At 70.2% G+C, this 23,541-nt stretch carries 21 protein-coding genes, 1 tRNA gene and 1 pseudogene; 7 read left to right on the forward strand and 16 right to left on the reverse strand.

The window, feature by feature from the left end; translation table 11 throughout:
- Window positions 1–36 precede the first annotated feature (36 nt).
- Window positions 37–2,430 (reverse strand): M4 family metallopeptidase, encoded by a 2,394-nt coding sequence (locus tag OG811_RS08565; protein ID WP_406073201.1) that lies wholly within the window; start codon window positions 2,428–2,430, stop codon window positions 37–39.
- 152 nt (window positions 2,431–2,582) lie between these two features.
- On the opposite strand from OG811_RS08565, the gene OG811_RS08570 reads away from it, so the two are divergent.
- Window positions 2,583–3,134, forward strand: coding sequence for a hypothetical protein (locus tag OG811_RS08570; RefSeq protein ID WP_406073203.1), 552 nt, complete (start codon window positions 2,583–2,585; stop codon window positions 3,132–3,134).
- Between the two features lie 10 nt (window positions 3,135–3,144).
- On the opposite strand, the gene OG811_RS08575 is transcribed toward OG811_RS08570, so the two are convergent.
- The 4 genes from OG811_RS08575 to OG811_RS08590 form a co-directional block, all read right to left on the reverse strand.
- Complete coding sequence (locus tag OG811_RS08575) at window positions 3,145–3,789, reverse strand: histidine phosphatase family protein (protein WP_406073205.1); 645 nt, start codon at window positions 3,787–3,789, stop codon at window positions 3,145–3,147.
- A 69-nt stretch (window positions 3,790–3,858) separates the two neighbouring features.
- Entirely contained in the window at window positions 3,859–4,524 is a 666-nt protein-coding gene (locus OG811_RS08580) for a DUF998 domain-containing protein (RefSeq protein ID WP_406073207.1), read from the reverse strand.
- Between the two features lie 11 nt (window positions 4,525–4,535).
- The gene (locus OG811_RS08585) at window positions 4,536–4,955 is read right to left on the reverse strand and encodes a VOC family protein (RefSeq protein WP_406073209.1); all 420 of its coding nucleotides are present in this window, start codon (window positions 4,953–4,955) and stop codon (window positions 4,536–4,538) included.
- A gap of 35 nt (window positions 4,956–4,990) precedes the next feature.
- A complete protein-coding gene (locus OG811_RS08590; RefSeq protein WP_406073211.1) occupies window positions 4,991–5,392 on the reverse strand; it encodes a helix-turn-helix domain-containing protein in 402 nt (133 codons plus the stop codon).
- Between the two features lie 620 nt (window positions 5,393–6,012).
- On the opposite strand from OG811_RS08590, the gene OG811_RS08595 reads away from it, so the two are divergent.
- Entirely contained in the window at window positions 6,013–6,417 is a 405-nt protein-coding gene (locus OG811_RS08595; protein WP_406073213.1) for a RidA family protein, read from the forward strand.
- A gap of 79 nt (window positions 6,418–6,496) precedes the next feature.
- Here OG811_RS08595 and OG811_RS08600 read toward each other — a convergent pair.
- Window positions 6,497–6,573 (reverse strand) — tRNA-Thr (locus OG811_RS08600).
- A gap of 350 nt (window positions 6,574–6,923) precedes the next feature.
- Between OG811_RS08600 and OG811_RS08605 the strand changes: the two genes are divergently transcribed.
- Complete coding sequence (locus OG811_RS08605) at window positions 6,924–8,015, forward strand: ABC transporter ATP-binding protein (RefSeq protein ID WP_406073215.1); 1,092 nt, start codon at window positions 6,924–6,926, stop codon at window positions 8,013–8,015.
- Between the two features lie 228 nt (window positions 8,016–8,243).
- Here the strand turns inward: OG811_RS08605 and rlmB are convergent, their stop codons facing one another.
- Together rlmB and cysS are read right to left on the reverse strand one after the other, a co-directional pair.
- Window positions 8,244–9,374 (reverse strand): 23S rRNA (guanosine(2251)-2'-O)-methyltransferase RlmB, encoded by a 1,131-nt coding sequence (gene rlmB / locus OG811_RS08610; RefSeq protein WP_406073217.1) that lies wholly within the window; start codon window positions 9,372–9,374, stop codon window positions 8,244–8,246.
- On the reverse strand, window positions 9,374–10,789 hold the full coding sequence (gene cysS, locus OG811_RS08615; RefSeq protein ID WP_406073219.1) for a cysteine--tRNA ligase: 1,416 nt from the start codon (window positions 10,787–10,789) through the stop codon (window positions 9,374–9,376). The genes rlmB and cysS overlap by 1 nt, the downstream gene beginning before the upstream one ends.
- A 63-nt stretch (window positions 10,790–10,852) precedes the next feature.
- On the opposite strand from cysS, the gene OG811_RS08620 reads away from it, so the two are divergent.
- Window positions 10,853–11,593, forward strand: coding sequence for an IclR family transcriptional regulator (locus tag OG811_RS08620; protein WP_406073221.1), 741 nt, complete (start codon window positions 10,853–10,855; stop codon window positions 11,591–11,593).
- Between the two features lie 175 nt (window positions 11,594–11,768).
- A complete protein-coding gene (locus tag OG811_RS08625; RefSeq protein ID WP_406073223.1) occupies window positions 11,769–12,836 on the forward strand; it encodes a hypothetical protein in 1,068 nt (355 codons plus the stop codon).
- Window positions 12,837–13,042: 206 nt separating this feature from the next.
- Here OG811_RS08625 and OG811_RS08630 read toward each other — a convergent pair whose 3' ends face one another.
- The 3 genes and pseudogenes from OG811_RS08630 to OG811_RS08640 all read right to left on the reverse strand — a co-directional run bounded on the left by OG811_RS08630 (window position 13,043) and on the right by OG811_RS08640 (window position 16,056).
- Window positions 13,043–14,728 carry a S8 family serine peptidase gene (locus OG811_RS08630; RefSeq protein WP_406073225.1) on the reverse strand — a complete coding sequence of 562 codons (1,686 nt, stop codon included), beginning with the start codon at window positions 14,726–14,728 and terminating at the stop codon, window positions 13,043–13,045.
- A gap of 97 nt (window positions 14,729–14,825) precedes the next feature.
- A pseudogene (locus OG811_RS08635) lies at window positions 14,826–15,068 on the reverse strand (HAD family hydrolase); the annotation flags it as partial.
- A gap of 22 nt (window positions 15,069–15,090) precedes the next feature.
- Window positions 15,091–16,056, reverse strand: a complete 966-nt coding sequence (locus OG811_RS08640) for an EamA family transporter (RefSeq protein WP_406073226.1) — start codon at window positions 16,054–16,056, stop codon at window positions 15,091–15,093.
- A gap of 85 nt (window positions 16,057–16,141) precedes the next feature.
- Here OG811_RS08640 and OG811_RS08645 point away from each other — a divergent pair, with 85 nt between their 5' ends.
- Window positions 16,142–16,687 (forward strand): CGNR zinc finger domain-containing protein, encoded by a 546-nt coding sequence (locus OG811_RS08645; RefSeq protein WP_406073228.1) that lies wholly within the window; start codon window positions 16,142–16,144, stop codon window positions 16,685–16,687.
- Here OG811_RS08645 and OG811_RS08650 read toward each other — a convergent pair.
- From OG811_RS08650 to OG811_RS08660, 3 genes are all read right to left on the reverse strand, one after another.
- Complete coding sequence (locus OG811_RS08650) at window positions 16,654–17,253, reverse strand: GNAT family N-acetyltransferase (RefSeq protein ID WP_406073230.1); 600 nt, start codon at window positions 17,251–17,253, stop codon at window positions 16,654–16,656. The two genes, OG811_RS08645 and OG811_RS08650, sit on opposite strands and share 34 nt — an antisense overlap.
- Window positions 17,254–17,385: 132 nt before the next feature.
- Entirely contained in the window at window positions 17,386–17,568 is a 183-nt protein-coding gene (locus OG811_RS08655) for a DUF397 domain-containing protein (protein WP_406073232.1), read from the reverse strand.
- Window positions 17,559–18,371 carry a Scr1 family TA system antitoxin-like transcriptional regulator gene (locus OG811_RS08660; protein WP_406073234.1) on the reverse strand — a complete coding sequence of 271 codons (813 nt, stop codon included), beginning with the start codon at window positions 18,369–18,371 and terminating at the stop codon, window positions 17,559–17,561. Before OG811_RS08660 ends, OG811_RS08655 begins: the two co-directional genes overlap by 10 nt.
- Before the next feature lie 364 nt (window positions 18,372–18,735).
- Here OG811_RS08660 and OG811_RS08665 point away from each other — a divergent pair, with 364 nt between their 5' ends.
- A complete protein-coding gene (locus OG811_RS08665; protein ID WP_406073236.1) occupies window positions 18,736–19,029 on the forward strand; it encodes a hypothetical protein in 294 nt (97 codons plus the stop codon).
- Window positions 19,030–19,046: 17 nt separating this feature from the next.
- Here the strand turns inward: OG811_RS08665 and OG811_RS08670 are convergent, their stop codons facing one another.
- Window positions 19,047–20,456, reverse strand: a complete 1,410-nt coding sequence (locus OG811_RS08670; protein WP_406073238.1) for a class II fumarate hydratase — start codon at window positions 20,454–20,456, stop codon at window positions 19,047–19,049.
- A gap of 35 nt (window positions 20,457–20,491) precedes the next feature.
- Window positions 20,492–23,473 (reverse strand): BTAD domain-containing putative transcriptional regulator, encoded by a 2,982-nt coding sequence (locus OG811_RS08675; protein WP_406073240.1) that lies wholly within the window; start codon window positions 23,471–23,473, stop codon window positions 20,492–20,494.
- Between the last annotated feature and the right edge of the window lie 68 nt (window positions 23,474–23,541).

The following is a 23,541-nucleotide window of genomic DNA, read 5'->3' on the forward strand; positions in this document are numbered from 1 at the left end:
GGGGTGGCCGCCGGGCCCGCTCGGGAATCGGTCAGGTCAGGAGACGGTGACCGCGGTGTCGTCAACCACGAAGGACGTCTGCAACGAGACGTCCTCGGTGCCGGTGAACTTCAGGCTGACGGTCTGCCCGGCGTACGCCGCCAGGGAGAAGGACTTCTGGCTGTAGCCGGTGGCCTTGTTCAGGTTCGAATAGGTCGCCAGGGTGGCCAGCACCGTCCCGCCCGAGTTGAGCACCTGCACGTTGAGCTTGTCGTAAGCGACGCTGGTGGTGGTCTCGGCGGAGTCGATGTGCAACCAGAAGGTGACGTTGTACGACGTGCAGCCGGACGGCAGGCTCACCGACTGGGCGAGCGTGTCGGTGTGGCTGCTGCCATACCCGTCCATCCACGCCTTGTACGTCCCGGTGCGGGCCGCCTGGCCGCTGGAGCTGGTGATCACGCCGGAGCTGGCCGTCCAGCCGGTCGAGCCGGACTCGAAGCCCGGGTTGGCCAGCTTCTGCCCCGGCGCGGTGCAGCCACCGCCGGTGCCGTTCACGGTCAGCGTGTAGGTCGCGGTCCGGTTGACCGCACCCGCGCCGTTCACGGTGACTGAGTAGGTCCCGGGCGGGGTGCTCGCCGAGGTGCTGATGGTGAGGGTGGACGAGCCGCCCGAGGTCACCGAGGCGGGACTGAACGAGGCGGTCGCCCCGGTCGGCAGGCCGGACGCGGAGAACGTCACCGTCTGTGCCGAGCCACTGGTGGTGGCGGTCGACACGGTGGTGGAGGCCGAGCTGCCCGGGTTCACCGAGCCGGCGGTCGGCGACAGCGACACGGAGAAGTCGTTGCCGGTCGAGCAGGCCGAGTCGCTGCCGGCCACGTTCACCGCGGTCCAGGCGGCCTGCACGGCCTTGTACTCGGTGGAGCAGCTGCCGTACAGGTCGGTGGCCGCCCGCAGGCTGTAGGCGCGGGCGGTGTTGGCCGGGTTGCTGGTGTTGACGTACGCCGTGTTGGAGGTGAAGTAGACGTCCAGCGCCCGGAACCAGATCTTCTCGGCCTTGGCCCGGCCGATGCCGGTCACCGCGGGGGCGGAACCGCAGACCGGCGAGGTGCCGTACGCGGTGGCGCCGGTGCCCTCGGCGAGGTTGAAGTAGAAGTGGTTGGCGACGCCGGACGAGTAGTGCACGTCCTTGTTCTTGGTGCTGGTGGACCAGCAGCTGTCCGAGGAGCCGTCCAGCGACGGGTTGTACATGTAGCGCAGCGGCGTACCGTTGCCATTGATGTTGATCTTCTCGCCGACCTGGTAATCGCCCGGGTCAGCCGCGGTGTTGGCGTAGAACTCGACCATGTTGCCGAAGATGTCGCTGGTGGCCTCGTTGAGACCACCGGCCTCACCGGAGTAGGTGAGGCCGCCGGGCACCACGTTCTCGGTGACACCGTGGCTCATCTCGTGCGCGGCCACGTCGAGCGCGACCAGCGGACGGGAGTTGCCCGAGCCGTCGCCGTACGTCATCCGGGAACCGTCCCAGAAGGCGTTGACGTAGCTGCTGCCGTAGTGGACCCGGCTCGGCACGCCGGTGCCGTTGCCGAAGATGCCGTTGCGGGCGTGCACGTTCTTGTAGTAGTCGAACGTCTTGGCAGCGCCGAAGTGGGCGTCGACGGCGGCGGACTGCCGGTTCGAGGTGGCCCCGGTGCCCCACGTGTTGTCCGCGTCGGTGAAGGTGGTGCAGGTCGACGTGCCGTTGTTCATGTCGCAGGTCGAGCCGTTGCCGTGCGAGGGGTCGATCATCTGGTACGTGCTGCCGGAAAGCGTCGTGTCGACGCTGACCGTGCCCGAGTAGAGGCTGCTGCCGGTGCCGGTCACCGATTCGATCTCGTCGAACGACCCGACCACCGCATTGGTGGTGGCGTCGGTGATCACGTGCAGCCGGGACGGGGTCTGCCCGTCGGGCTGCCACCCGCTGATCACGGTCTCCCAGGCCAGTCGACCCACGCCGGAACTGGCGTCGACGAACAGCTCCGGAGTGCCCACCGCTTCGGCTTTACCAGTGAACCTGGCACTGGCGGCCTTCTTCGCGGTCGCCGCGGTGATCCTGGCCGAGGTGGCGAGGGTCAGCGGCGCGGCCAGCCCGACCGAACTGCCGGCGTACGTGCCGTTCGGCGCGGTGTGGATGACGAAGTCGCCGCCGTACACCCGTAGGCCCTGGTAGCTCCGGGTGTAGCGGGTGTGGGCGGCGCCGGTGGCGTCCACCTTGGTGCTGTGCACCCGGTAGGACTCGGCGCCCGAACCCTGGACTGCGCCGGGGTTCGCCTGTAGAACGGTTGCCGCTCGGGCCACGGCGGAGGTGTCCGGCGCGGGAGCGGTGGGCGGGGCCGCATGCGCCGCGGTGGCGACGCAGGTCAGCAGACCGCTGGTGAGCAGTACTGCGCTGACGGCGGCAAGGGGTCGTTTCACGTGCCCTCCTGGAAGGAGAAAGGGTGTGACTTGAGAGTCACGCATGTACATATAGCAATGTGTGAAGTCGAAGAAAAGACTTAGACTGTTCCCGGACATTGATGATGGCCGTTCGGATGAGGTGCATGACGAGGGAACCAACCCTCCAAGCCATGCGTCCGACGGATATGAGACCCGCCTCGACAACCGGCGTCACGATCGCGCTACTGGTCGCCCTCCTGGCCGGCTGCACCACGTCCGACCAGGCCGGCACCACCCCGGACCAGCCGCCGAGCACCCCCAGCACGACACCAACCGCCCCGGCCAACGGCGCTCCGGCGCCAACTGTCGCGCCCACGGTCGTCCCCACGACCAGCGCCGCGGCCATCCGGGTGATGCTGAAGCGCTCCGGTGGCTTCGCCGGCCGCGGTGACGCCGTGACCGTCGAGCCGGACGGTCAGTGGGCGGCGGTGGACCGGGCGGGCAACCGGCGTACCGGCCGCCTCAACCCTGCCGACCTCGGCCGTCTGACGGGACTGGCCGCCGACCCCCGGCTGGCCACCGAGGCGCGTCAGACGGCCGCTTCGACCGGCTGTGCGGACGTGTTCAGCTACCGCCTCACCGTCGGCACCATCGAGACCGGGTACGTCGACTGCCCGACCGACGCGCCCCCGCCGCCGGCCACCCGCGCGCTGGTCGAGCTGCTGCTGCGGGCCACTGCCTGACCGCCGGCAGTCAGACCAGATAGTCCGCGGGCAGGCCAGTGCCACGCAGTTCCGGCGGCAGGTGTGCCACATCGTTGACGGCGACCAGATTCGGCGGTCCGGCCGGGCCGTACCGGATCACGGTCAAGCCCGCGTTGTGCGAGTTCAAGCCCAGCCAACGCCACTCCGGCGCGTCGAGGGCATGCCGCACCAGCCAGCCGATCAGGAAGCTGTGCGTCACGATCAGCTCACGAACCGGCTCGTCGCCGGCGGCTCCCTCGCTGACCGGGCCGGCGAACCGCCGCACCGCCTCCGCCGTCACTCGCGGTCCGTCGACCCGCTCGGCCGCCGAGAACTGCGCCAGGAATTTGGCGTACGCGGGCGGAAGTCCAGCCGGATCCGTGTCGTGCGGGAGGTGGTCGCCGGCCAACTCCGTCGCGTACACCGGAACCTCGGGCAGTGACCTGGCGACCAGCTCAGCGGTCTGCGCGGCCCGGCGCAGCGGCCCATGGTGGACGGCGGCGAACCGGCGGCCTCGCAGGCGCTCACCGAGCAGCGCGGCCTGCCGCCGGCCGCGCTCCGACAGGCCGGAATCCGGTTCGGCCAGATCGGGCTCAGCTGGCTCGGTCAGATCCTGCTCAGCGTGTCGGGTCAGGTACAGCAGCCGGGTCACCATGCCGGACACCTCAACACAACGGGAGGTGCGGGTTCGACCCCGCACCCCCCGGTCCCGCGGGCCGTCAGCTCAGTCGGCCTGACCCGATGCCGTCCGCGCGAAGGTGACCGAGACCCACAGCCAGCCGAACGTCACCGCCAGGCCGAACGCCACCATCACGGCCGGGGAGGGTCGGACGATCAGCGCGACCCACGCCACCGCGAAGAAGACCCCGGTCGCCAGGCTGTACGCGGCTCGGCCACGCTCACCCTGCCCTGCGGCCCGGCGGGCCGCCACCACCGTCGCCACGATCAGCGACACGAAGGCGACCGCCGCCACCAGGAAGTGCAGGCCGCCGTGCCAGCTGATCTGACCGGCACCCCGAGGCGTGCCGGCCGGGAACCCATCGGCCGGGTCGGCGCTGAAGATCGCCGCCCCGACCAGGCCCAGGCCGTACAGCCCGAGCAGCCGGGGCAGCCAGACCGACCCGCCGCCGGTACGGCGACGCAGCACGTCGGCGGCCAGCGCACAGAGCACTCCGGTGACCAGGAACGTGACGATCTGGACCCAGCCCAGCTCGCCGGTGCTCAACACACTGACCGGATGCCGACGGAAGTCGAAGCCCTCCCGGGTCGACGCCTGCACGATCGCCGAACCGGCGAAGATCGGGCCGGCGAGCACACCGCCGATCAGCAACACACGGTCCCGACCAACGGCGGCCGGTCCTACCACGGGGAAAGGCGCGGCCTGGCTCATCGTCCGCTCCCCTACGCCCGCGGGAACATCTGGCCGATGCGGATCCGGTTGCCGAACGGGTCCCGGACGCCGAAGTCGATCCCATACGGACGCTCGGTCGGCTCATCGGTGATGTCGACGCCCTTCGCCACGAGGTCCTCGTACGTCTTGCGGGCGTCGTCCGTGGTGATGCTCAACCAGCCGCTGAGGGCACCCTTGGTGAGCAACTCCCGGACCTGCCCGGCGGTAGCCGGGTCCAGCGCCGGCGGGCCCGGCTTCTCCAGCAAAATCTCCCGCTCCGGGTCGCCGGGCAGGTTGACCGTCAGCCAACGCATGAAGCCGAGATCCTGGTCGGTGTTGACCTCCATGCCGAGCTTGTTGACGTAGAAGTCAAGCGCCTCGTCCTGGTCGAGCACGTAGATCTGAGAGCGGGTGATCGCGTTCATCGTCATGCCCATGACGCTAGAGGTCGACCGTGACCTGCTGCTTATCCAAAACTGCTGGGTCGGGTCCACGCCTTGGTGAAGCACGACGGCACATCGGCCGGCGCGACACGATGACGCCGGAAATCCGAGGGCGACTCGCCGACGATCTGCCGGAACGTCCGGCTGAACGTACCCAGGCTGCCAAAGCCGACGGCGTAGCAGATGTCCGTCACATCCCGGCCGGTCTCGACCAGCAACGCCATCGCCCGCTCGACCCGACGACGTTGCAAATAGCGGTGCGGGGTCTCACCGAACGTGGCCCGGAAAGTACGAATGAAGTGCGCCTCGGAGACGTGCGCGATCCGGGCCAGCGCGGGGATGTCCAATGATTCGGCGTACGCCCGGTCCATCGCGTCCCGGGCACGCAGCATCGCCCGGTTCGACTCCTCCACCGCGCGACTCATCGGCCCCCGTCCCGCTCCGCTCGTTTGCCACGCCCAGGCTACAACTCAAGGCAGCCGCAGCAGCGCCGCTGACGTGGTACGACAGCGCAGTTGGGTAGCCGAAACCGGTGGCGCATCTACATCTACCGGGCCGGGCAACGTACCGGATCGGGATCCTCGTGCTCGCCGCCGTCACACCCGGGATAATTCTGGTGCCGCCGCTGGGGGCCGTCATCGCCGCCGCCGTCGTCCTGGCCGTGGTCGACACGGTCGACGGCGCCGGCCCGAACTACCGTCACCACCCACCTGGCCAACGGTTGGTGGGTGGTGACGTCAGATGCGACATCGCTGGTGGAATTGGAGCCCCCGGCCGGGATCGAACCGGCGACATCTCGCTTACAAGCTCTGTGTAGCTCGTCCTCCCCGTCCGGGAACGGTCGCCAGCTCGGAGCACCGTCCGTCTCCGCGCCCGCTGGCCCGCCGCCGTCTGGTGCGGTTGCTGTCAGCGTTGCTGTCGACGGCGTTCCCGCCGCCGCTCCCGGTCGGCATACAAGTCAACATGTACAGCAACACGTGGACAGCGCCACGTACCCGGTTGCCCGCCCGGATCCGTGCCTGTGCCCGGTCCTAGGGTGGTCGCCATGGCCGACATCGAGCTCACTACGCCGCCGACGCTCCCGCAGTCCAACGGGTATAGCCATGTAGCGACCATTGGTCCAGGACATCGGCTGGTCTGGACGTCGGGTCAGGTGCCCATCGCCGCCGACGGCACCCCAGCGCCCGTTGGCGACTGGGAGGCCCAGACACGCCAGGCCATGCACAACGTCGGCGCCGCCCTGTCCGCCGCGGGCGCAACGTGGGACGACGTCTTCAAGCTCACCTTTTACATCGTCGATACTTCTGCGCTGGCGACCGTACGAGCAGTACGGGACGAGTTCATCAACATCGAACGGCCGCCGACTAGCTCACTTGTCCAAGTAGCAGGTCTGTTCCGACCGGATCTGCTGATTGAGGTCGAGGCGGTCGCAGCGATCGCCGACCGCTAAAAACGAGTCCCGTTGCTGTCAGCGTTGCTGTCAACCGGTCGACTCGCGGCGGTGCCGGTCGGGAAAAGCCTGGTGGAATTGGAGCCCCCGGCCGGGATCGAACCGGCGACATCTCGCTTACAAGGCGAGTGCTCTGGCCAGCTGAGCTACAGGGGCGCGTGCGTCGAGGTCAGCATAGCGACTGACGTCCGGATATCCCGTCGCGCGGGCTCCCAAGCACGGGAAAGGTCAAGAACCCGACGCCCGTACGCCTTCACGTCGCTTGGCCGTGTGTCGATTGATGGTCGACCGTGTCGGAGTGACCGGAATGCGTAGGCCGTGGGCCACGTTCGGCGCTCCCCCGCCTTGGCAGCGCGGGGAAACCCGTTTACGGTTCAGTGACACGGACGACAGCCCGGCGCCCTCGCGACCGAGCCGCCGTCCGCTGACCGGCGCGGGCACGCGCCGGTCGCTCCTTCACTCGGATCGTCCGGCACGTTCCTGCCGGTGAAAGGAAGCGCTTCACCATGGCTACGGTCACTTATTCCAAGGCGTCCCGGGTCTACCCGGGCCAAGAGCGTCCCGCCGTCAACGAGCTCGACCTCGAGATCGGCGACGGCGAGTTCCTCGTCCTGGTCGGCCCCTCCGGTTGCGGCAAGTCCACCAGCCTGCGGATGCTCGCCGGCCTGGAGGACGTCGACGCCGGCTCGATCTACATCGACCAGCGTGACGTCACCCACCTTCCTCCGAAGGCCCGCGACATCGCGATGGTCTTCCAGAACTACGCCCTCTACCCGCACATGACGGTGTACGAGAACATGGCGTTCGCCCTCAAGCTGCGCAAGACCTCCAAGTCGGAGATCGACCGGCGGGTCAAGGAGGCGGCCGGGCTGCTCCAGTTGGAGGAGTACCTCAGCCGTAAGCCGAAGGCGCTCTCCGGTGGTCAGCGTCAGCGTGTCGCGATGGGCCGGGCGATCGTCCGCGAGCCGCAGGTCTTCCTCATGGACGAGCCGCTGTCGAACCTCGACGCCAAGCTGCGTGTGCAGACCCGTACCCAGATCGCGTCCCTGCAGGCCAAGCTGGGCGTCACCACGGTCTACGTCACGCACGACCAGGTCGAGGCCATGACCATGGGTCACCGGGTCGCGGTGCTGCTCGACGGTGTCCTGCAGCAGGTGGACACCCCGCGGGCGCTCTACGACACCCCGGCCAACGTGTTCGTCGCCGGCTTCATGGGCTCTCCCGCCATGAACATCAAGACCGTTCCGCTGAACGACAGGGGCGCCGAGTTCGCCGAGCTGCACATCCCGCTGACCCGGGAGCAGGTCGAGGCGGCTCGCGCCGAGGGTGGCAACGGCAAGGTCACCGTGGGCTTCCGCCCGGAGGACTGCGATCTGGTCAGCCCGACCGAGGGCGGCATGCCTGTCGTGGTCGAGCTCGTCGAGGACCTCGGCTCGGACGCCAACGTCTACGGCCACGCCGCACTGGGTGGCACCTCGGAGCGCTTCGTCGTCCGCACCGACCGGCGCAACATGCCGAACATGGGTGACACCGTATTCGTCCGGCCGAGTGCTGGTCGCAGCCACGTCTTCCACGCCGTCACCGGCAGCCGGATCTGACGTAACGCCGTACCGACAAGGGCGGTCCGCTTCGGCGGGCCGCCCTTTCGTCGTACCGGCGGTGGCTTCTCAACCTGCGGAGCCAGCGCGGATGTGGCTCTGTGCGCTGACTCGGCACGGCGGGCCGGACTCGTACCGGCACGGCGACCCGAACCCGAGGAGACGCCGTCCTAACGACGAGGCCCCATCCCGCGGTTGGCGGGATGGGGCCTCGGTGACGGGTCGTTCCTACAGTTCGGCGGCACGCCGGCGGGCGACCTCGGCCAGGGTGACCGCGGCGGCCACGCTGGCGTTGAGCGACTCGACCTCAGAGATCATCGGAATGCTGACGGTCAGGTCGCAGGTCTCCCCGACCAGGCGGGAAAGCCCGCGCCCCTCGGAACCGACCACCACCACCAGCGGACCGACCGCGGCCTCCAGCGTGTAGAGGTCGGTGTCGCCGTCGGCGTCCAGGCCGACCACCATGAAGCCGGCCGTTCGGCACGCCTTCAGCGAGCGGGTCAGGTTGGTCACCTGCGCCACGGGCACCCGCGCGGCCGCGCCAGCGCTGGTCCGCCAGGCGGTCGCGGTGATTCCAGCGGCACGCCGCTCGGGTACGAAGACACCCTGCGCGCCGAACGCTGCGGCCGACCGGATCACGGCACCCAGGTTGCGTGGGTCGGTGACACCGTCCAGCGCGACCAGCAGCGGGGCCTGCTGCTCCAGGGCAGCGGCGACCAGGTCCTCGAACGGCTGGTACGCGAATGGCGGCACCTGCAGCCCGACGCCCTGGTGCAGCACCCCGCCGGTCATCCGGTCCAACTCAGCCCGGCTGATCTCCAGGTTGGCGATGCCACGGTCGGCGGCGGTCCGGATTATCTCGTTGACCCGGTCGTCCATGTCGATGCCCTGGGCGGTGTAGAGCGCTGTCGCCGGCACCAGGGCGCGCAGCGCCTCCAGCACCGGGTTACGCCCGACCAGCAGCTCCGGGGTGTCCTTGCTCGGGTTGGACTTGCGTCCCGGCGCGACCCGGGGGCCGGACCGCGCGGTGGGCTTGCCGCCCCGGCCGCTGGTGGCACCCCGGCCGACCGGTACGCCCCGACCGCCGCCCCTGCCCCAGGTGGTGTCCTTGCTGCCCGGCTGACCGATCTTCGGAGCGCGCCCCTCCTCGAGCGCCGCGCGGCGCTCCTTGTCCTGCTTCCAGGCGGTGCGCTGGGGCAGCTTCTCAGTGCCCGAGTAGCCCTTGTGCCACGGCCGCTCATCGGCGGGCAGGGTGCGTCCCCGCCCAGCCAGCGAGTCCTTGTTCTTGCCGCCGGTGCCCTTGGGGGCGCCTGCCTTCGACGTCAGTCGCCGGCCACGGCGCTGCGAGTTGCCGGCCATCAGTCCTGCTCTCCAATAGTCCAACGGGGGCCCTGGGGGGTGTCCTCGACCACCACGCCGGCCAGCTTGAGCTGGTCACGTACCGCATCGGCGGCGGCCCAGTCCTTGCGGCCCCGGGCCTGCGCGCGCTGCTCCAGGGCCAGCGCGATCAGGGAATCCACCACGGCACGTAGATCATCCGAGCGACCGCCGCTGGTCCAGGCCGGGTTGAGGGGGTCGATCCCGAGGATATCCAGCATTGCCCGCACCACGGCCAGGGTGGTGCGGACGGTCACATCGTCGCCAGCGCTCAGTGCGGTGTTGCCGTCCCGGAGGTGCTGTTGCAGCACGGCCAGCGCGGCGGACGTGTTGAGGTCGTCGTTCATCGCCGCGACGAACCCGCTCGGCAGCTCAGCGAGCTGCCCGGCACCGACCCGCTCGGCCGCCCGCTGCACGAAACCCTCGATCCGGCGGTACGCGGTCGCTGCGTCGCGGAGCGAATCCTCCGAGTAGTCGATCACCGAGCGGTAGTGCGCCGCTGCGTAGTAGTAACGAAGCTCCACCGGCCGCACTCCGAGCGAGTCCACGTACGCCAGGTCAAGCGCGTTGCCGGCGGACTTGCCCATCTTGGCCCCGCCGATGCTGAGCAGCCCGTGGTGCACCCAGTAACGGGCGAACGGAAGCCCGGCCGCCTGGGACTGGGCGATTTCGTTCTCGTGGTGCGGGAACGTCAGGTCCAGTCCGCCGCCGTGGATGTCGAACTCCGGGCCGAGATACCGCCAGCACATCGCCGAGCACTCGATGTGCCAGCCCGGACGGCCCAACCCCCACGGCGACGGCCAGTAGGCGTCGGCCGGCTCGTCCGGTTTGGCGCCCTTCCAGAGCGCGAAGTCGCGCGGGTCCCGCTTGCCCCGGTCGGGGGCGTCGCCGGCCGACTGCATCGCGTCCGGCGATTGACCCGACAGCGACCCGTACGCCGACCAGGACGCCACGTCGAAGTAGACGTCGCCGGAGCCGTCGGCGGCCGGGTATGCGTGCCCGTCGGCGATCAACTTCGTGATCAGCTCGTGCATCTCCGGGATGTGCCCCGTGGCGCGCGGCTCATAGGTGGGCGACAGCACGTTCAACGCCCGGTACGACTCGGCGAGGAGCAGCTCGTTGGCGTAAGCGATCGACCAGAACGGCTGACCCTGTTCGCCCGCCTTGATGAGGATCTTGTCGTCGATGTCGGTGAGGTTGCGAATGAAGGTGACCTCGTAGCCGGCGGCCAGCAACCAGCGGCGCAGGACGTCATAGTTGACGCCGGAGCGAAGGTGACCAATGTGCGGCGGGGCCTGAAGGGTGAGACCACACAGGTAGACCCCCACCTTGCCGGCTTCCCGCGGGACGAAGTCCCGCACCGATCGGGTGGCGGTGTCATACAGGCGTAGCGTCACCGTACAAGGGTAGCTGTCCGTGCCTGTCCGAGCCCGCCGGTGTCGGGTCGTACGCTGCCAGGCGTGGATGTGACCGCACGCTCCGGTGCGACGCCGGCCAGCCCCAGCGCCGCCGACACGGTCGTTGGACAGGCCGACGCAGTCTCTGGGCGGGCCGACGCGGTCGTAGGGCGGGTCGGGGAGACGTCGCAGACCCTCGACCGGGGGTTACGGCTGCTGCACCTGGTCGCCGACGCCTCGGGTGGTCTGACCGTCACCGAGGCCGCGAACCGGCTCGGCATCGGCCGGGCCGCCGTCTACCGACTTGTCGGCCCGCTGACCGGGCACGGCATGCTGCGCCGCGACGGCGACGGCCGGCTGCGCCTCGGCGCCGGGTTGTTGCACCTGGCCCGACGCGCCCAGCCGTTGCTCGCCGAGGGCGCACTGCCCGCGCTTCGCCGCCTCGCTGAGCAGGCCGGCGCGACAGCGCATCTGACCGTCGTCGAGGGTGGCGAGGGCGTCGCCCTGGCCGTGGTCGAGCCAAGCTGGACGTCGTTCCACGTCGCGTACCGGGCCGGGGCACGACATCCGCTGGACCGGGGGGCGGCGGGCCGGGCCATCCTGGCCGGTCGGGCCGGGGTGGCGGAGCCGGTAAGCAGCAGCGGGGAGTTGCAGGCCGGGGCGTACGGGGTGGCCGCGCCGGTGCTCGGCGTGCCGGGCCTGGAGGCCAGCGTCGGCGTGGTCACGCTCGCCCCGCTGGACGTCGACACGATCGGCCCCCAGGTGCTGGCCGCCGCCACCGCCATCACCGCCGCCCTCACCTGATCCCTGGAGCAGCCGCCACCGACCCCATCGCCACCTGATCAGCCGGCCGGCCCTCCCGTGCCATACCACGATCGGCGAACGGATTCGCGGTTGTCCACAGGGTCGGACGGCGCGCGCGGGTCAGGTTGTCCACAGGGGTATCGGCGGTCGATGGGTGGTCGGCAGGCTGCTGGGCATGCCACCACGTCCGCACCGCCCCGATGCCCTGGCGTGGCAGGTCTTCCGCGGCTCCGACGCCGTCCGGGATGGCCTGCTCACCGAGCATCAGCTGCGCAGCGCCGCCTGGGTGCGACTGCGCCACGACATCTACGCCGACGCACGGCTGGACCGGGACTACACCCTGGCCTGTCGCGCCGCCCTCCTCCGGCTACCGCCCGGGGTGGTGGTCGGGGGCCCATCGGCCGCATACCTGCACGGTGTCGAGCACGCCGCGTCCTTCACCGATGACGTTCACGTCCTCGTGCCCCGACCGTTGCGGATCGGCCCACAGCGCGGCCTCCGCGTGCACGCCAACGCCATCACCTCGCGCCCACCGGACGTAAGGCGCCCACCGGGACCAGGGTGCCCGCCGGCCGTCGGAATGCCACCAAGCCCGACACGGCAACTTCCCCGGGTGGGCGCAGCGTCGGCCAGAGTGGGCGGCATGGCGGCGGCCAGACCGGGCGACGCGCGGGTTGCGGCCTTCACGCCCGGCCCCAGCTGGGCCCCGGGCAGCCCGATCCCCCGCTCCGACCCTGGGCAGGCCGCCTGGGAAACGGCAGTCTGGCTCGAACCGGTGCGCGCAGTCGCCATCGTCGACTCGCTGCTCGGGCAGGGGCTGACCGATCGCGACACGCTGGCCGCCATGGCCGCCCGCAATGCCGACCGGCCCGGTGGGCGGCGGGCGCGGTGGCTCTTCGACCTGACCGACGGCGGAGCCCAGTCTCCGCCGGAGTCGCACCTACGCGTACGGCTGGTGCTCGGCGGGCTGCCACGCCCCGCCGTTCAACATCCGGTACGCCTGGCCAACAGCGTTGTCCTGCACCCCGACCTGGCGTGGCCGGAATATCGGGTAGCGGTCAAGTACGACGGGCAGTGGCACTCCGACGCAGAACAACTGCACCGCGATCGCCGCCGGCTGAACCTGCTGGTCGGCGCGGGTTGGCTGGTCCTGCATGTGACCAGTCGACGGCTGCACGCCGATTTCCCAGCAGTGCTCCGCGAGGTGCGCGCAGCGCTGGTCAGCCGGGGATGGCGGCGGTGACCCCGCACCCGACCAGGATCATCTCGCGTTCCTGGAAAGCGCGCTTTCCACCGGCCGATGACACCCCGCCATCAAGGAACCCGAGTCGATCATCGCCGGGAACGACGCCGCGCACGACGCCGCGCACGACTCGGCGCAAGCCAGCAGGGCCCGGGACGCCAGCAGGGCCCGGTCGACGATCGTCGACCGGGCCCCGAGGCGGTGCCTTACGGGCGGGCGTTCGGCTTGAGCGGGGTCTTCACCGCCGAGTAGGCGTCGACGATCCCGTAGCCGTAGAAGCCGTTGAAGTTGACCCCACCGGCGCAGTAAGCGTCGTAGGTCTCGTTCCGGCCCTCGTTGCGATACTGCTGCAGCCGCGGCTCCGGGCAGGCGTGCTCGGTCGCCGTCCGGTAGAGGTGCTGCTCGACCAGGTCCGGCGACATCCCGAAGCCACCCCGACGCTCCGGCTTGCCATACCGGCTGACGATCAGCGCGGCGACGCCAGCGGCGTGCGGGGACGCCATCGAGGTGCCCTGCAGGTAGGTGTAGTAGCCACACTCACCGTTGGCCTTGCACTGCTTGAACACCGATTCCTCGAAGCCGGCGACGATGTTGCCGGCGGCGTCGACCGATCCCTCCTCCTGAAGCACATGCTTCGGGTACGAGGAGAGGATCATGTTGGCCTCGGTCCGGAACGTGTCGGTGCCGAAGCCGTCCCGGAACCAACCGCCCGGGGCGGCGACCGAGATCTGCTCGGTGCCGTAGTTGGAGAAGTCCGACTTCTTGCCGGACGGACCGACCGACGACACGCCGATCACGTGCGGGCCCTCGGTGGGCAGGTCCCAGCAGCTCTCGTTGTCGATCGGCCGGGGGTACGGGTCGGCGCCGTAGTCCGGGCTCGACACGTCGGTACGGGGTGCGCCCAGGTCCTCATTGTTGTTACCGAGCGCGCCGACCAGGGTGACGCCGTTGTTGTGGGCGAAGATCAGCGCCCGCTTCATCGCCTTGATGATGGCCCGCTGCTCGGCCTGGTCCTCGGGCGAGTCCGCGGGGTTGGCGGTGCAGTTGTAGAGCCACGGGTCGACGTAGAACGACATGTTGACCACGTCGATCCCCGTTTGGCCGGCGTAGACCAGGGCGTTGACCACCGGGTCGAGGAAGAAGTAGCCGGAGTCCTGGCCACCCTTGAGCTCGACCAGCGAAACGTTCGGGGCAACGCCGGAGAGGCCGAAGCCGTTGGCCGCGGCGCCGATGGTGCCGGCCACGTGGGTGCCGTGACCGCCGTCGTCGGTGCCGACCGGGTCGAGGCAGCTCGGCACCTCGCAGGGGCCGTCCACGTCGATCAGGTCCGGCGCAAAGTTGCGCGACAGCGACCAGTTGAAGTTCGGCGCGATGTCCGGGTTGCTGGCGTCGATGCCGGTGTCCAGTACGCCGACGGTCACGCGACGGTCACCCGACTCGATCTTGCGGGCCTTGTCGGCCCGGACCATCCCCAGGCCCCACAGCTTGTCGTCGAGCGGGTCCATTTTGGCGCTCTTCTTGGCGGCGGCACCGGCAGCGGCCTTCGCGACCGTCCGGTGCTCCTGCTCGACCCGGTCCAGCTTCGGCTTGCGGCCGATGGCCTTCTGCTCGGCGGCGCCGATCAGCGTCGGCGCAGCGGTAGCCCTGGCGGCGAAGTCGGCCCGGTCACTGGTGACCTGGAACATGCCGACCTCGTCGGACCGGGACACCACCGTGCCACCGGCTGCCCGGATCGCGGCGACCGCCGTGTCGGCGGCGACGCCGTCCTCGGCAACGACCGTGAAGGTGCGGGAGTTGCTTGGCGCGGCGCTGGCCGGTATGCCCAGCCCCGAAGCCGTAAGTGCCAGCACTGCCGCGGTCGCGACGGCACGGGCGGTGAAGCGCTTGCTCACCACATCAGATCCTCTCGTTGAGGGACGTGGCAGCCATCACACAACACCATGCGGGTTTACGCCAGATGAACGCCCGTTATGGCGGCGAATCTCTCGTTCATCCACCCAGTTCGACGGGAACACCACCCACATCGACGGGAACATCACCCGCATCGATGCGCAGCTGGGCGAGCGCGGCAGGCAGATCGGCCATGCTGGACACTTCGGCATCGGGCGTGCACCCGACTGGGCGAGGTTGATCGTGCCGGTTCAGCCACACCGATCGCAGGCCGGCCCGTTGGGGTGCCACCACGTCGTGCTCCCACGAGTCACCGACGTACACGATCTGCCCGGCGGGCACCTACCGTCGAGCATCAGCACGCTCATCGACCGTCGAGCGCCAGCGCGGGCTCGGGCCCGACCGGCGTGGACGCCGACGGCGACCCGCGCAGCTCGTCGAGGCGCACCAGCGCGACCCCAGCGATGATCAACGTGCCGCCGAACAGCTGCCAGCCGGTGGGCAACTCGTCCAGGATCAGCCAGGCGATCAGCACCGCGAAGAGCACCTCGGTCAGCCCGACGAACGACGACAGCCGGGGGCCGAGGATCCGGGTGCCGGCGATGCCGGCCAGGTACGCGATGACGGCGGCCACCAACGAGAGCCCGGCGATGGGCAACAGCCAACTGGTGCGCTGCCCGGCGAAGGTGACCTCGCCGAAGGTGGCGTGCAGCGGCAGCAGACCGGTAACCCCGACGAGAAGCAGCAGGGCGGCGCCGACGGCCATTCCGCCGCTGGCCATGGCGACCGAGGGCAGTCGGGGATCGACCCGCCCAGCGAGCACGAAGTAGCCGGCCAGGCCGAATGCCGCGCCCAGACCCCAGAGCACGCCCACCGGGTGGAAGTCGGCGGTGCCAGCGAGATCGAGCACGAACGCCAACCCGGCGAGGGCGGCCACCGACCCGGCCACGGTGAGCCGGCGCGGACGATGCCCGTGCCGCAGCCACATCCAGCCCACGACGAGGATGATGCCCAGATACTCCAGCAGCAGCGCGACACCGACCGGCAGGTAACGCACGGCGTTGAAGAAGCAGACCTGGGCCAGCGCCACCCCGAGGAGCCCGAACAACCCGATGGCGGTGGCGTTGCTCCGCAGCACCTGCCACCTGCCCCGCAGCGACAGCAGGGCGGGGATCGCCAGCACCAGGGCGGCCACGCCGACCCGGGCGATAACTGCGGACCCGGGCGACCAGCCGCCCTCGATGAGCGATCGCGCGAAGGTGCCCGAGGTGGCGAAGGTGACCGCGGAGAGCAGCGCCAACGCGGCGCCGGCGGCAGGTCGTGAGTGCATGTCGCGCTCCTCGGGATGGCACCGTGTCATGAGCAAACTATCCTTGTGCTGATGACGCTAGGCGGCCTCTGTGACAGGAGTCAAGTTGCTGTTCGCTCATGACACCGAATGTTCGCTGATCGCCGCCGCCGCGCTGGTCAATACCGCGGGTCGGGACGGCGAGTTGCTGCCCGACATCGCCGCGCTGGATGCGTTCTTCCTCCGGCACGCCTACAGCGGGCGGCACGAGCACACCGACGCGGAGTTGCGCGCCGTCCGGGAGTTGCGGCCCCGGCTGCGCCGCATCTGGTACGCGGAGCCGCCCGAGATCGTCGCGGTGGTCAACGGCCTGCTGCTGGAGCACCGGGCGCTGCCCCAGCTCATCGAGCACGACGACGAGCCGTACCACCTGCACGCGGTTCCCCGCGACGCACCGCTGGCCACCCGGATCGCGGTGGAGGCGGCGATGGCAGTGGCCGACCTGGTCCGCGCACGCGAGCTGAGCCGGCTGCGGATCTGCGAATACCCGGACTGCGACAACGTGGTCGTCGACCTGTCCCGCAACCGGTCGCGACGGTTCTGCGAAGCCGGCTGCGGCAACCGCGCCGCGGTGACCGCCTACCGCGCCCGCCGGGCGGCCGGCCGCTCCTGACCGACGGCTGCCCACTCCTCGGCCCGCAACTCGTACTCCACCTCGCCGTGCTCGGTGCCGGGAATCGGGTCGTCCCACTGAAGGTGGAACGTACGCACGTGGTGCAGCCCGGCCTTGACCATCACCCGCCGGGACCGATCGTTGACCGTCATCGTCTCGGCCCAGACCCGCCGCACCCCGACCATGTCGAAGGCGTACCGGACCAGCGCCCGGGAACCCTCGGTGGCCAGCCCTCGCCCCCACGTCGAGCGGCGCAGCCGGTAGCCCAGCTCGGCCTCGGTGCCGTCTGCCGACGGGTCGAGTGCGAACCAGCCCAGGAAGTCGCCGGTCTCCCGGTCGAGCGCCGCCCAGCGCCCCAGCCCGGGGTGCCGCTCGTACTGGGCCAGCAGCCTCGGCAGTTGCTCGTCGCGGACCGTGGCCAACGGGGTGGCGACGCCACCGGTGAGGAACCGCATCACCTCGGGATCGCTGTCCAGTTCGGTCAAAGCGTCCACGTCAGCCATGGTGAACCGCCGCAATCTCAACCGCTCAGTCCCCGCAGGCAGCGCCGCGTCATTCCCACCCATGGCCGGATCATCCCGCCCACCCCGCGACACCGTCGAGCTGTTTACCCGGCGCCGCCGCCCGCGCACAAGATCCGCGCAACATTGGTGAAACTGCGGAAAACCCGGACCGCCGTCGCCCGCGAGGCGGTCGCGTCAGCGCGGGGGCGCGACCACAAAGAGCCGCCAGGAGTACGCGTCGACGGCGAGCACTGGTCCGTCCGGGTCCTTGCTGTCTCGCACCCCGACCACGTCCCCCAGATTCAGAGCCACCTCGACGCACTGGTCGTTGGAACCGCTCCGGCTACTCTTCCGCCATCGGGCTCGGATCAACTCCACGACTCCGCCACTTCCCTCAGCAACTCGATCGACTCCTGCGGTGGCAACGCCTGCCCGAGGGTCGCTTCCCAGGTCCACTGTAGGCGGAGCAGATCGGCTGGTCGGTCGAGTTCCTGACCACCTATTTGACCACCAAGGTAGGCAAGGTCGCTGTGGTCGGCAAGCGTGGCAAGGATGAACGGCCCGTTCAGGCCGGGATATTCCTCGGCGGTGCGCGGCACGACATGTAGCTGAACCCTCGGGTGCTCGGTCGCCACCTGTGCCAGGTGCAGAAGCTGCTCGCACATCACCTTCCGACCACCGACGCGCCGCCGGAGAACCGCCTCATCGACCACCGCGACGAGGTGTGGCGGCGGGTTCTCGTAGAGAACTCGCTGGCTGTCCAGCCTGTCCGTCAGCCGGCGCTCAACCTCATCAGCGTCCAGCAGGCGGTCGGACTCGAAGATGGCGCGCGCATATCCGTCGGTCTGCAGCAGCCCAGGAACGTGCAGCGGGTCGAACCACCGCAGCGCGCGGGCCTCCGCGAGGATCTTGCGCCAGCCGCGCAGCCAAACCTGGGCTTTGTCCAGGCTGACCAGCTCGGTGGACATGCGGCCGAAGAGGCCGCCGGTGTCCAGGGCGCGGTCGACGAGTTCCAGGTATTTCCCGGTGGGCGGTTGTTGGCCCAGCTCGACGGCGCTGACCATCGACGCCGAGTAGTTGACCGCCTTGGCCAGCTCGTCCTGACTCCAGCCCCGCCGGGCCCGTGCCCGGCGCAGTTCCGCGATCAGGAACGCCGCCGCCGTCATCTGCCCATCGGCCATGTCCTGCCGCCCTCCACCCCGCCGACGATCAACTCCAGTCGGCCGCCAGCGGTGGTGCCGCCCTGGAACAGGGCAGCCACGACAGGTCAGCCAGACCCTTCCGACCGTAGTCGCCTGATCACCAGACTGTGAAGTGCGGCACCGCTCCCCGTCCCCCGGGTTTGTCGGCGCCGCACGGGACCGCCCGCTCCCCCGGCCGGGCGGTCCCAATCCAGACCACGCCGACCGCCCCCGCAAGAGCGTGCTCGATCGTGGAAGTAGTGGGGTCCCGGCGGGCTGAGACCACTACATCCAGGATCGAGTGCGATCTTGGCGGCGGCGGGGTGATGCCGCAAACGATTCAGCTCCAAAGGAAGGCCGCACCATGACCCGGAGCGCCCCGGACGACCAGACCAGGCCGCTACGGCGACCGCACCTACCCCTGCGCCCACTCTGGCTCTGCCGGGTCTGCGCCGCGCCCTGGCCGTGCCCGGTCGCCCGGCTCACCCTGCGCCAGGAGTACGCGCACGACCGGATCGCGTTGAGCATCTACCTGTGCACGGTCCTGCACGACGCGGCCGCCGACCTGTACCGACTCAACCCACACGACGGCCCGAACCCCGCGGCGCTATTCACCCGCTTCCTCGGCTGGGCGGCACCGCGCGGCGGCCCGCGCTGAGCAGGACACCCACCGGATCAGGGGTGGGTCATGCGGAGCAGGTCCAGCGTCTCGTCGAGTTGGGTCTCGGTGAGCTTGCCGGAATCGACGTGGCCCCGGGAAATCACCACCTCCCGGATCGAGGTCTGCTTGGCCAGCGCCTCCTTGGCGATCGACGCGGCCTCGTCGTACCCCAGGTAGCGGTTGAGCGGGGTGACGATCGACGGCGACCCTTCGGCGTACGCCAGGCAGACCTCGGCGTCCGCGACCAGGCCGACCACCAGCCGGTCGGCGAACAGCCGGCTCACCGCGGAGAGCAGCCGGATCGACTCCAACAGGTTGCGACCCATCACGGGAAGCATCACGTTCAGCTCGAAGTCGCCCTGCGAGCCGGCGAAACCAACGGTCGCGTCGTTGCCGATCACCTGTGCGCAGACCTGCCGCATCGCCTCGGCGACCACCGGGTTGACCTTGCCCGGCATGATCGACGAGCCGGGCTGCAGGTCGGGAATGCGCAGCTCGCGCAGGCCGGCACGGGGACCGGAACCCATCCAGCGGATGTCATTCGCGATCTTGTAGAGGCCGACCGCCACGGTACGCAGCTGCCCCGAGGTCTCCACCAGCGCGTCCCGGGCGCCCTGCGCCTCGAAGTGGTTGCGCGCCTCGGACAGCGGCAGCCCGGTCGACTCGCGCAGCTTGCCGATCACGGCGGCGGCGAAGCCCAGCGGGGTGTTGATCCCGGTGCCCACGGCGGTGCCGCCCAGTGGCAGCTCGGCCAGTCGGGGCAGCGAACCCTCCAGCCGGTCCACGCCGTAGCGGACCTGGGCGGCGTACCCACCGAACTCCTGGCCCATGGTGACCGGGGTGGCGTCCATCAGGTGGGTACGCCCGGCCTTGACCACCGTCTCGAACTCCGCAGCCTTGGCCTCCAGCGCCGACGCCAGGTGGGCCAGCGACGGCAGCAGGTCCTCCACGATGAACTGGGTGGCGGCCAGGTGGATCGAGGACGGGAAGACGTCGTTGCTGGACTGGGAGGCGTTGACGTGGTCGTTCGGGTGCACGTCCCGGCCCAGTTCCCGGGTGGCCAGGGTGGCGATCACCTCGTTGGCGTTCATGTTCGACGATGTGCCCGATCCGGTCTGGAAGACGTCCACCGGGAACTGGTCGTCGTAGCCGCCGTCAGCCACGTGCGCGGCGGCGGCGGCGATGGCGGCGGCCACGTTGGCGTCGATCACGCCCAACTCGCCGTTGACCTCGGCCGCCGCGCCCTTTATCTGTGCGAGGGCCTTGATCTGGGCCGGCTCGAGACCCCGGCCGGAAATCGGAAAATTCTGCACCGCACGCTGGGTCTGTGCCCGCCACAGCGCCTCGGCGGGCACCTCCACCTCGCCCATTGAGTCGCGTTCGATGCGGTAACCGGTCGCTTCTGGAGTCGTCACGCGTACCATCCTGCCGCGCCCGAGGCCGACCCGCAGATGATCCGTCAGCCCAACTCGGCGAGCAGGCGTTCCACCTCGTGCTGATCCGGCGACTCGACCTGCCGGAACAGGAACAGCGCCCGATCCAGGTGCGCCCGGGCCGCCGTCGGATCGGTGGCCCGTACGCAGCGGGCGATGCCCTCCAACGCCCGGGCCTGCTCGTAGCGGGCGCCCAGCCGGTTGGCGTCGGCGAGCACCCGGCGGTGCAGGTCGAGCGCGCTGGCGACATCGCCCTGCTCCAGGATCGCGCGGGCCAACAGGTTGCGTGAGGCACACTCCCCGATCCGGTCGCCGGCCTCCACCATCGCCACCAGCGCGTCCCGGTGCGCGGCGGCGGCACGTTCCGGCTGTCCGGCGCCACGCTCCAGCACACCGATCTCGTTGAGCACCTCCCCCTCGCCGAATCGATTGCCTCCCCGGCGTTTGAGATACAGCGCGACCCGCAGCAGACGGCGAGCAGGACCCAGGTCACCCATCCGGTGCCGGACCATGGCGACGTGCCCCAGGGCGTTGTCGGTCTGCCGGCCGTCCTTCGTCTGCCGGGCCAGCAGGAGGTGCAGTCTGGCCAGGCGCAGCGCCTCGTCGTAGCGGCCCCAGCCGATCAACGTATAGGACAGGTTGTTCAACAGATTGGTCATTGCATTGGCGTCGACCATGCCCCGGACCAGGCCGAGTGCCTCGTCGAACTTCGCCTCACCCTGCCGGAGGTCACCGTTCGCGGCGTACGAGATGCCCAGGTTCCACAGCGTGCTGAGCACATCGCCACGCAGCCCGAGCCGGCGGCGCAACGTGAGCGCCACCTCCATCGCCCGGATCGCCTCAGGGAATCGGGCCAGTCGGAAATACCCAGAGGAGAGGTAGTTCAGCATCGTGGCGATGGCCGCCTCGTCGCCCAGCCGTTCGGCGACTCGCAGCCCGATCGTATGGGTCTCGACCAGCTCGTCGAGGTGTCCGCCGTCGAAGTTGAGCCGCCAGCAGGCCCGGGCCAGCTTCCAGCACTGAACCGGGAAGCCCTCCTCCTCGGCCAGCCGGACCAGGGCGGTGAGCCCGGCGTGGTTCTCCTCGAACCAGGCCCGCCCCTCGAACACCGGGGCGGCGATCAGATCGGGTCGGCCGGGCGTGTCCGCGGGAATGTTGCGGCGACTGCCCGCCGCCTCGATCATCCGGGCGATCGCCAACGTGACGGACAGGTGGTGGTCCAGCAGCCGTTCCAGGGCGGGCCGGCGCTCGGCCTGCCGCTGGGGACCAACGAGCAGCAGCCGGGCGTACTCGCGGAGCAGGTCGTGTAACCGGTATCGGCCCGGCTGCACCTCCTCCACCAGGTGCGCGTCGACCAGCTCGTCCAGGAGGTCCTGGGTGTCGGCCAGGGGAAGCCCGGCGAGGGCGGCGGCCACCCGACTGTCGAGGCGTCCGCCCGGGTACAGGCCGAGCAACGGGAACAGCCGCTGCGCCGACGGTGAGACCTGCGCGTACGACAGGGCGAACGCCTGTCCCACCGAGCGCTGACCGGCGGCCAGCTCGGCCAGCGGGCCCGCCCCGGCGACCAGCCGCTCGGCCAGGTCGGCGACCCGCCAGCGGGGCCGGTGCGCCAGGCGTGCGCCGGCCAGCCTGATGGCGAGCGGTAGGTGGCCGCAGCGACGCGCCACCTCGGCCGCCGCCTCCGGTTCGGCGGCGATCCTCTCCGCACCGGCCACCCGGCCGAGCAGCTCGATCGCCTCGTCGGCGTCGAGCACCGGCAGCGACGACGGCCGGCCCTCGTCGAGCCCGACCAGTCGGCGCCGACTGGTGATCAGGACCAGGCAGTGCGAGCCGTTGGGCAGCAGCGGTGCCACCTGGTCGGCGGTGGCCGCGTTGTCCAGCACCACCAGGGCCCGCAGGCCGGCCAGCTCGATCCGCCAGAGCGCCAGCCGGTCGTCCAGGTTTTCCGGCATCCGCTCCGCCGGCACACCGAGCTGGCGCAGCAGCGCCGCCACGGCCGCGCTCGGCGTCAATGGTCGACGTTCACTGTGCCCGTGCAGGTCGATGAAGAGCTGAGCGTCGGGATAGCGGTCGGCGAGTGCGGTGGCAACGTGCACGGCGAGCGTGGTCTTGCCACTCCCGGCCATTCCGTCGACCACCTGGATCCGGGTGCCGTCCTCCTCGATCTCCTTGACCAGGCGGGCCACCGTCTCCTGGCGGCCGATGAAGTCGCCGATCGCCCGGGGCAGCGCACGGACCGGTCCGACGGGTCGGGTCTCCCGACCGGCCAGGGCCAGGTCACCGGCGAGCACCCGTTGGTGCAGCCCCTGCAACTCGACGCCCGGTTCGATGCCCAGCTCGTCGGCGTAGATCCGCCGGCCCTCACGGTAGACCGCGAGCGCGTCGGCCTGCCGGCCGACCGAGGACAGGGCCAGCATCAGCTGGCCGCGCAGACGCTCCCGCAGCGGGTGCTGGTCGACGCTTTCGACCAGCTCCTCGATCAGCTCAGCGGCCTGACCGAGGCGCAGCTCGACGTCGACGCACTCCTCCAGCACGGTGAGGCGCTGCTCGTCGAGGGCCTGTGCGCGACGGCGGACACTGCGGCTCGGGATTCCGCCGAGCGCCGGCCCTCGCCAGAGCGCCAGGGCGGCGCGGAATTCCGTACGCGCGTCGACCAGGCGACCGGCCGCGACGGCGGCACGGGCCACCTCCACGCCCCGGGCGAAGTCCTCGGCGTCCAGATCGGTCGGCGCGGTGCGGACGCCGTACCCCGCCGGGTCGGTGACGATCGTCTCCGGCGCCAGCCCGAGCTCGGCGAGCCGGCGGCGTAACCGCGACACGCAGGTCTGCAACTGGGCCCGGGCGGTGGCCGGGGGACGCTCTTCCCACAGCGCGTCAACCAGCTCGTCGACCGGCACGAGCCGGCCGGCCCGTAGCAGCAGCATGGCGAGCACGATCCGGTCGCGTCCTGCCGTGACAGTGGACTCGCCACCGCCGACCCGCAGGGGCCCCAGGATCCCGAACCGCATTTACTCCCCCGCATCAATGGCGTAACTTCCAGCAGAGTAGTCCGGTGGTAACAGACCGCCTCGGTCAG

It is taken from the genome of Micromonospora sp. NBC_01638 (assembly GCF_045209745.1).
Lineage (GTDB): Bacteria > Actinomycetota > Actinomycetes > Mycobacteriales > Micromonosporaceae > Micromonospora.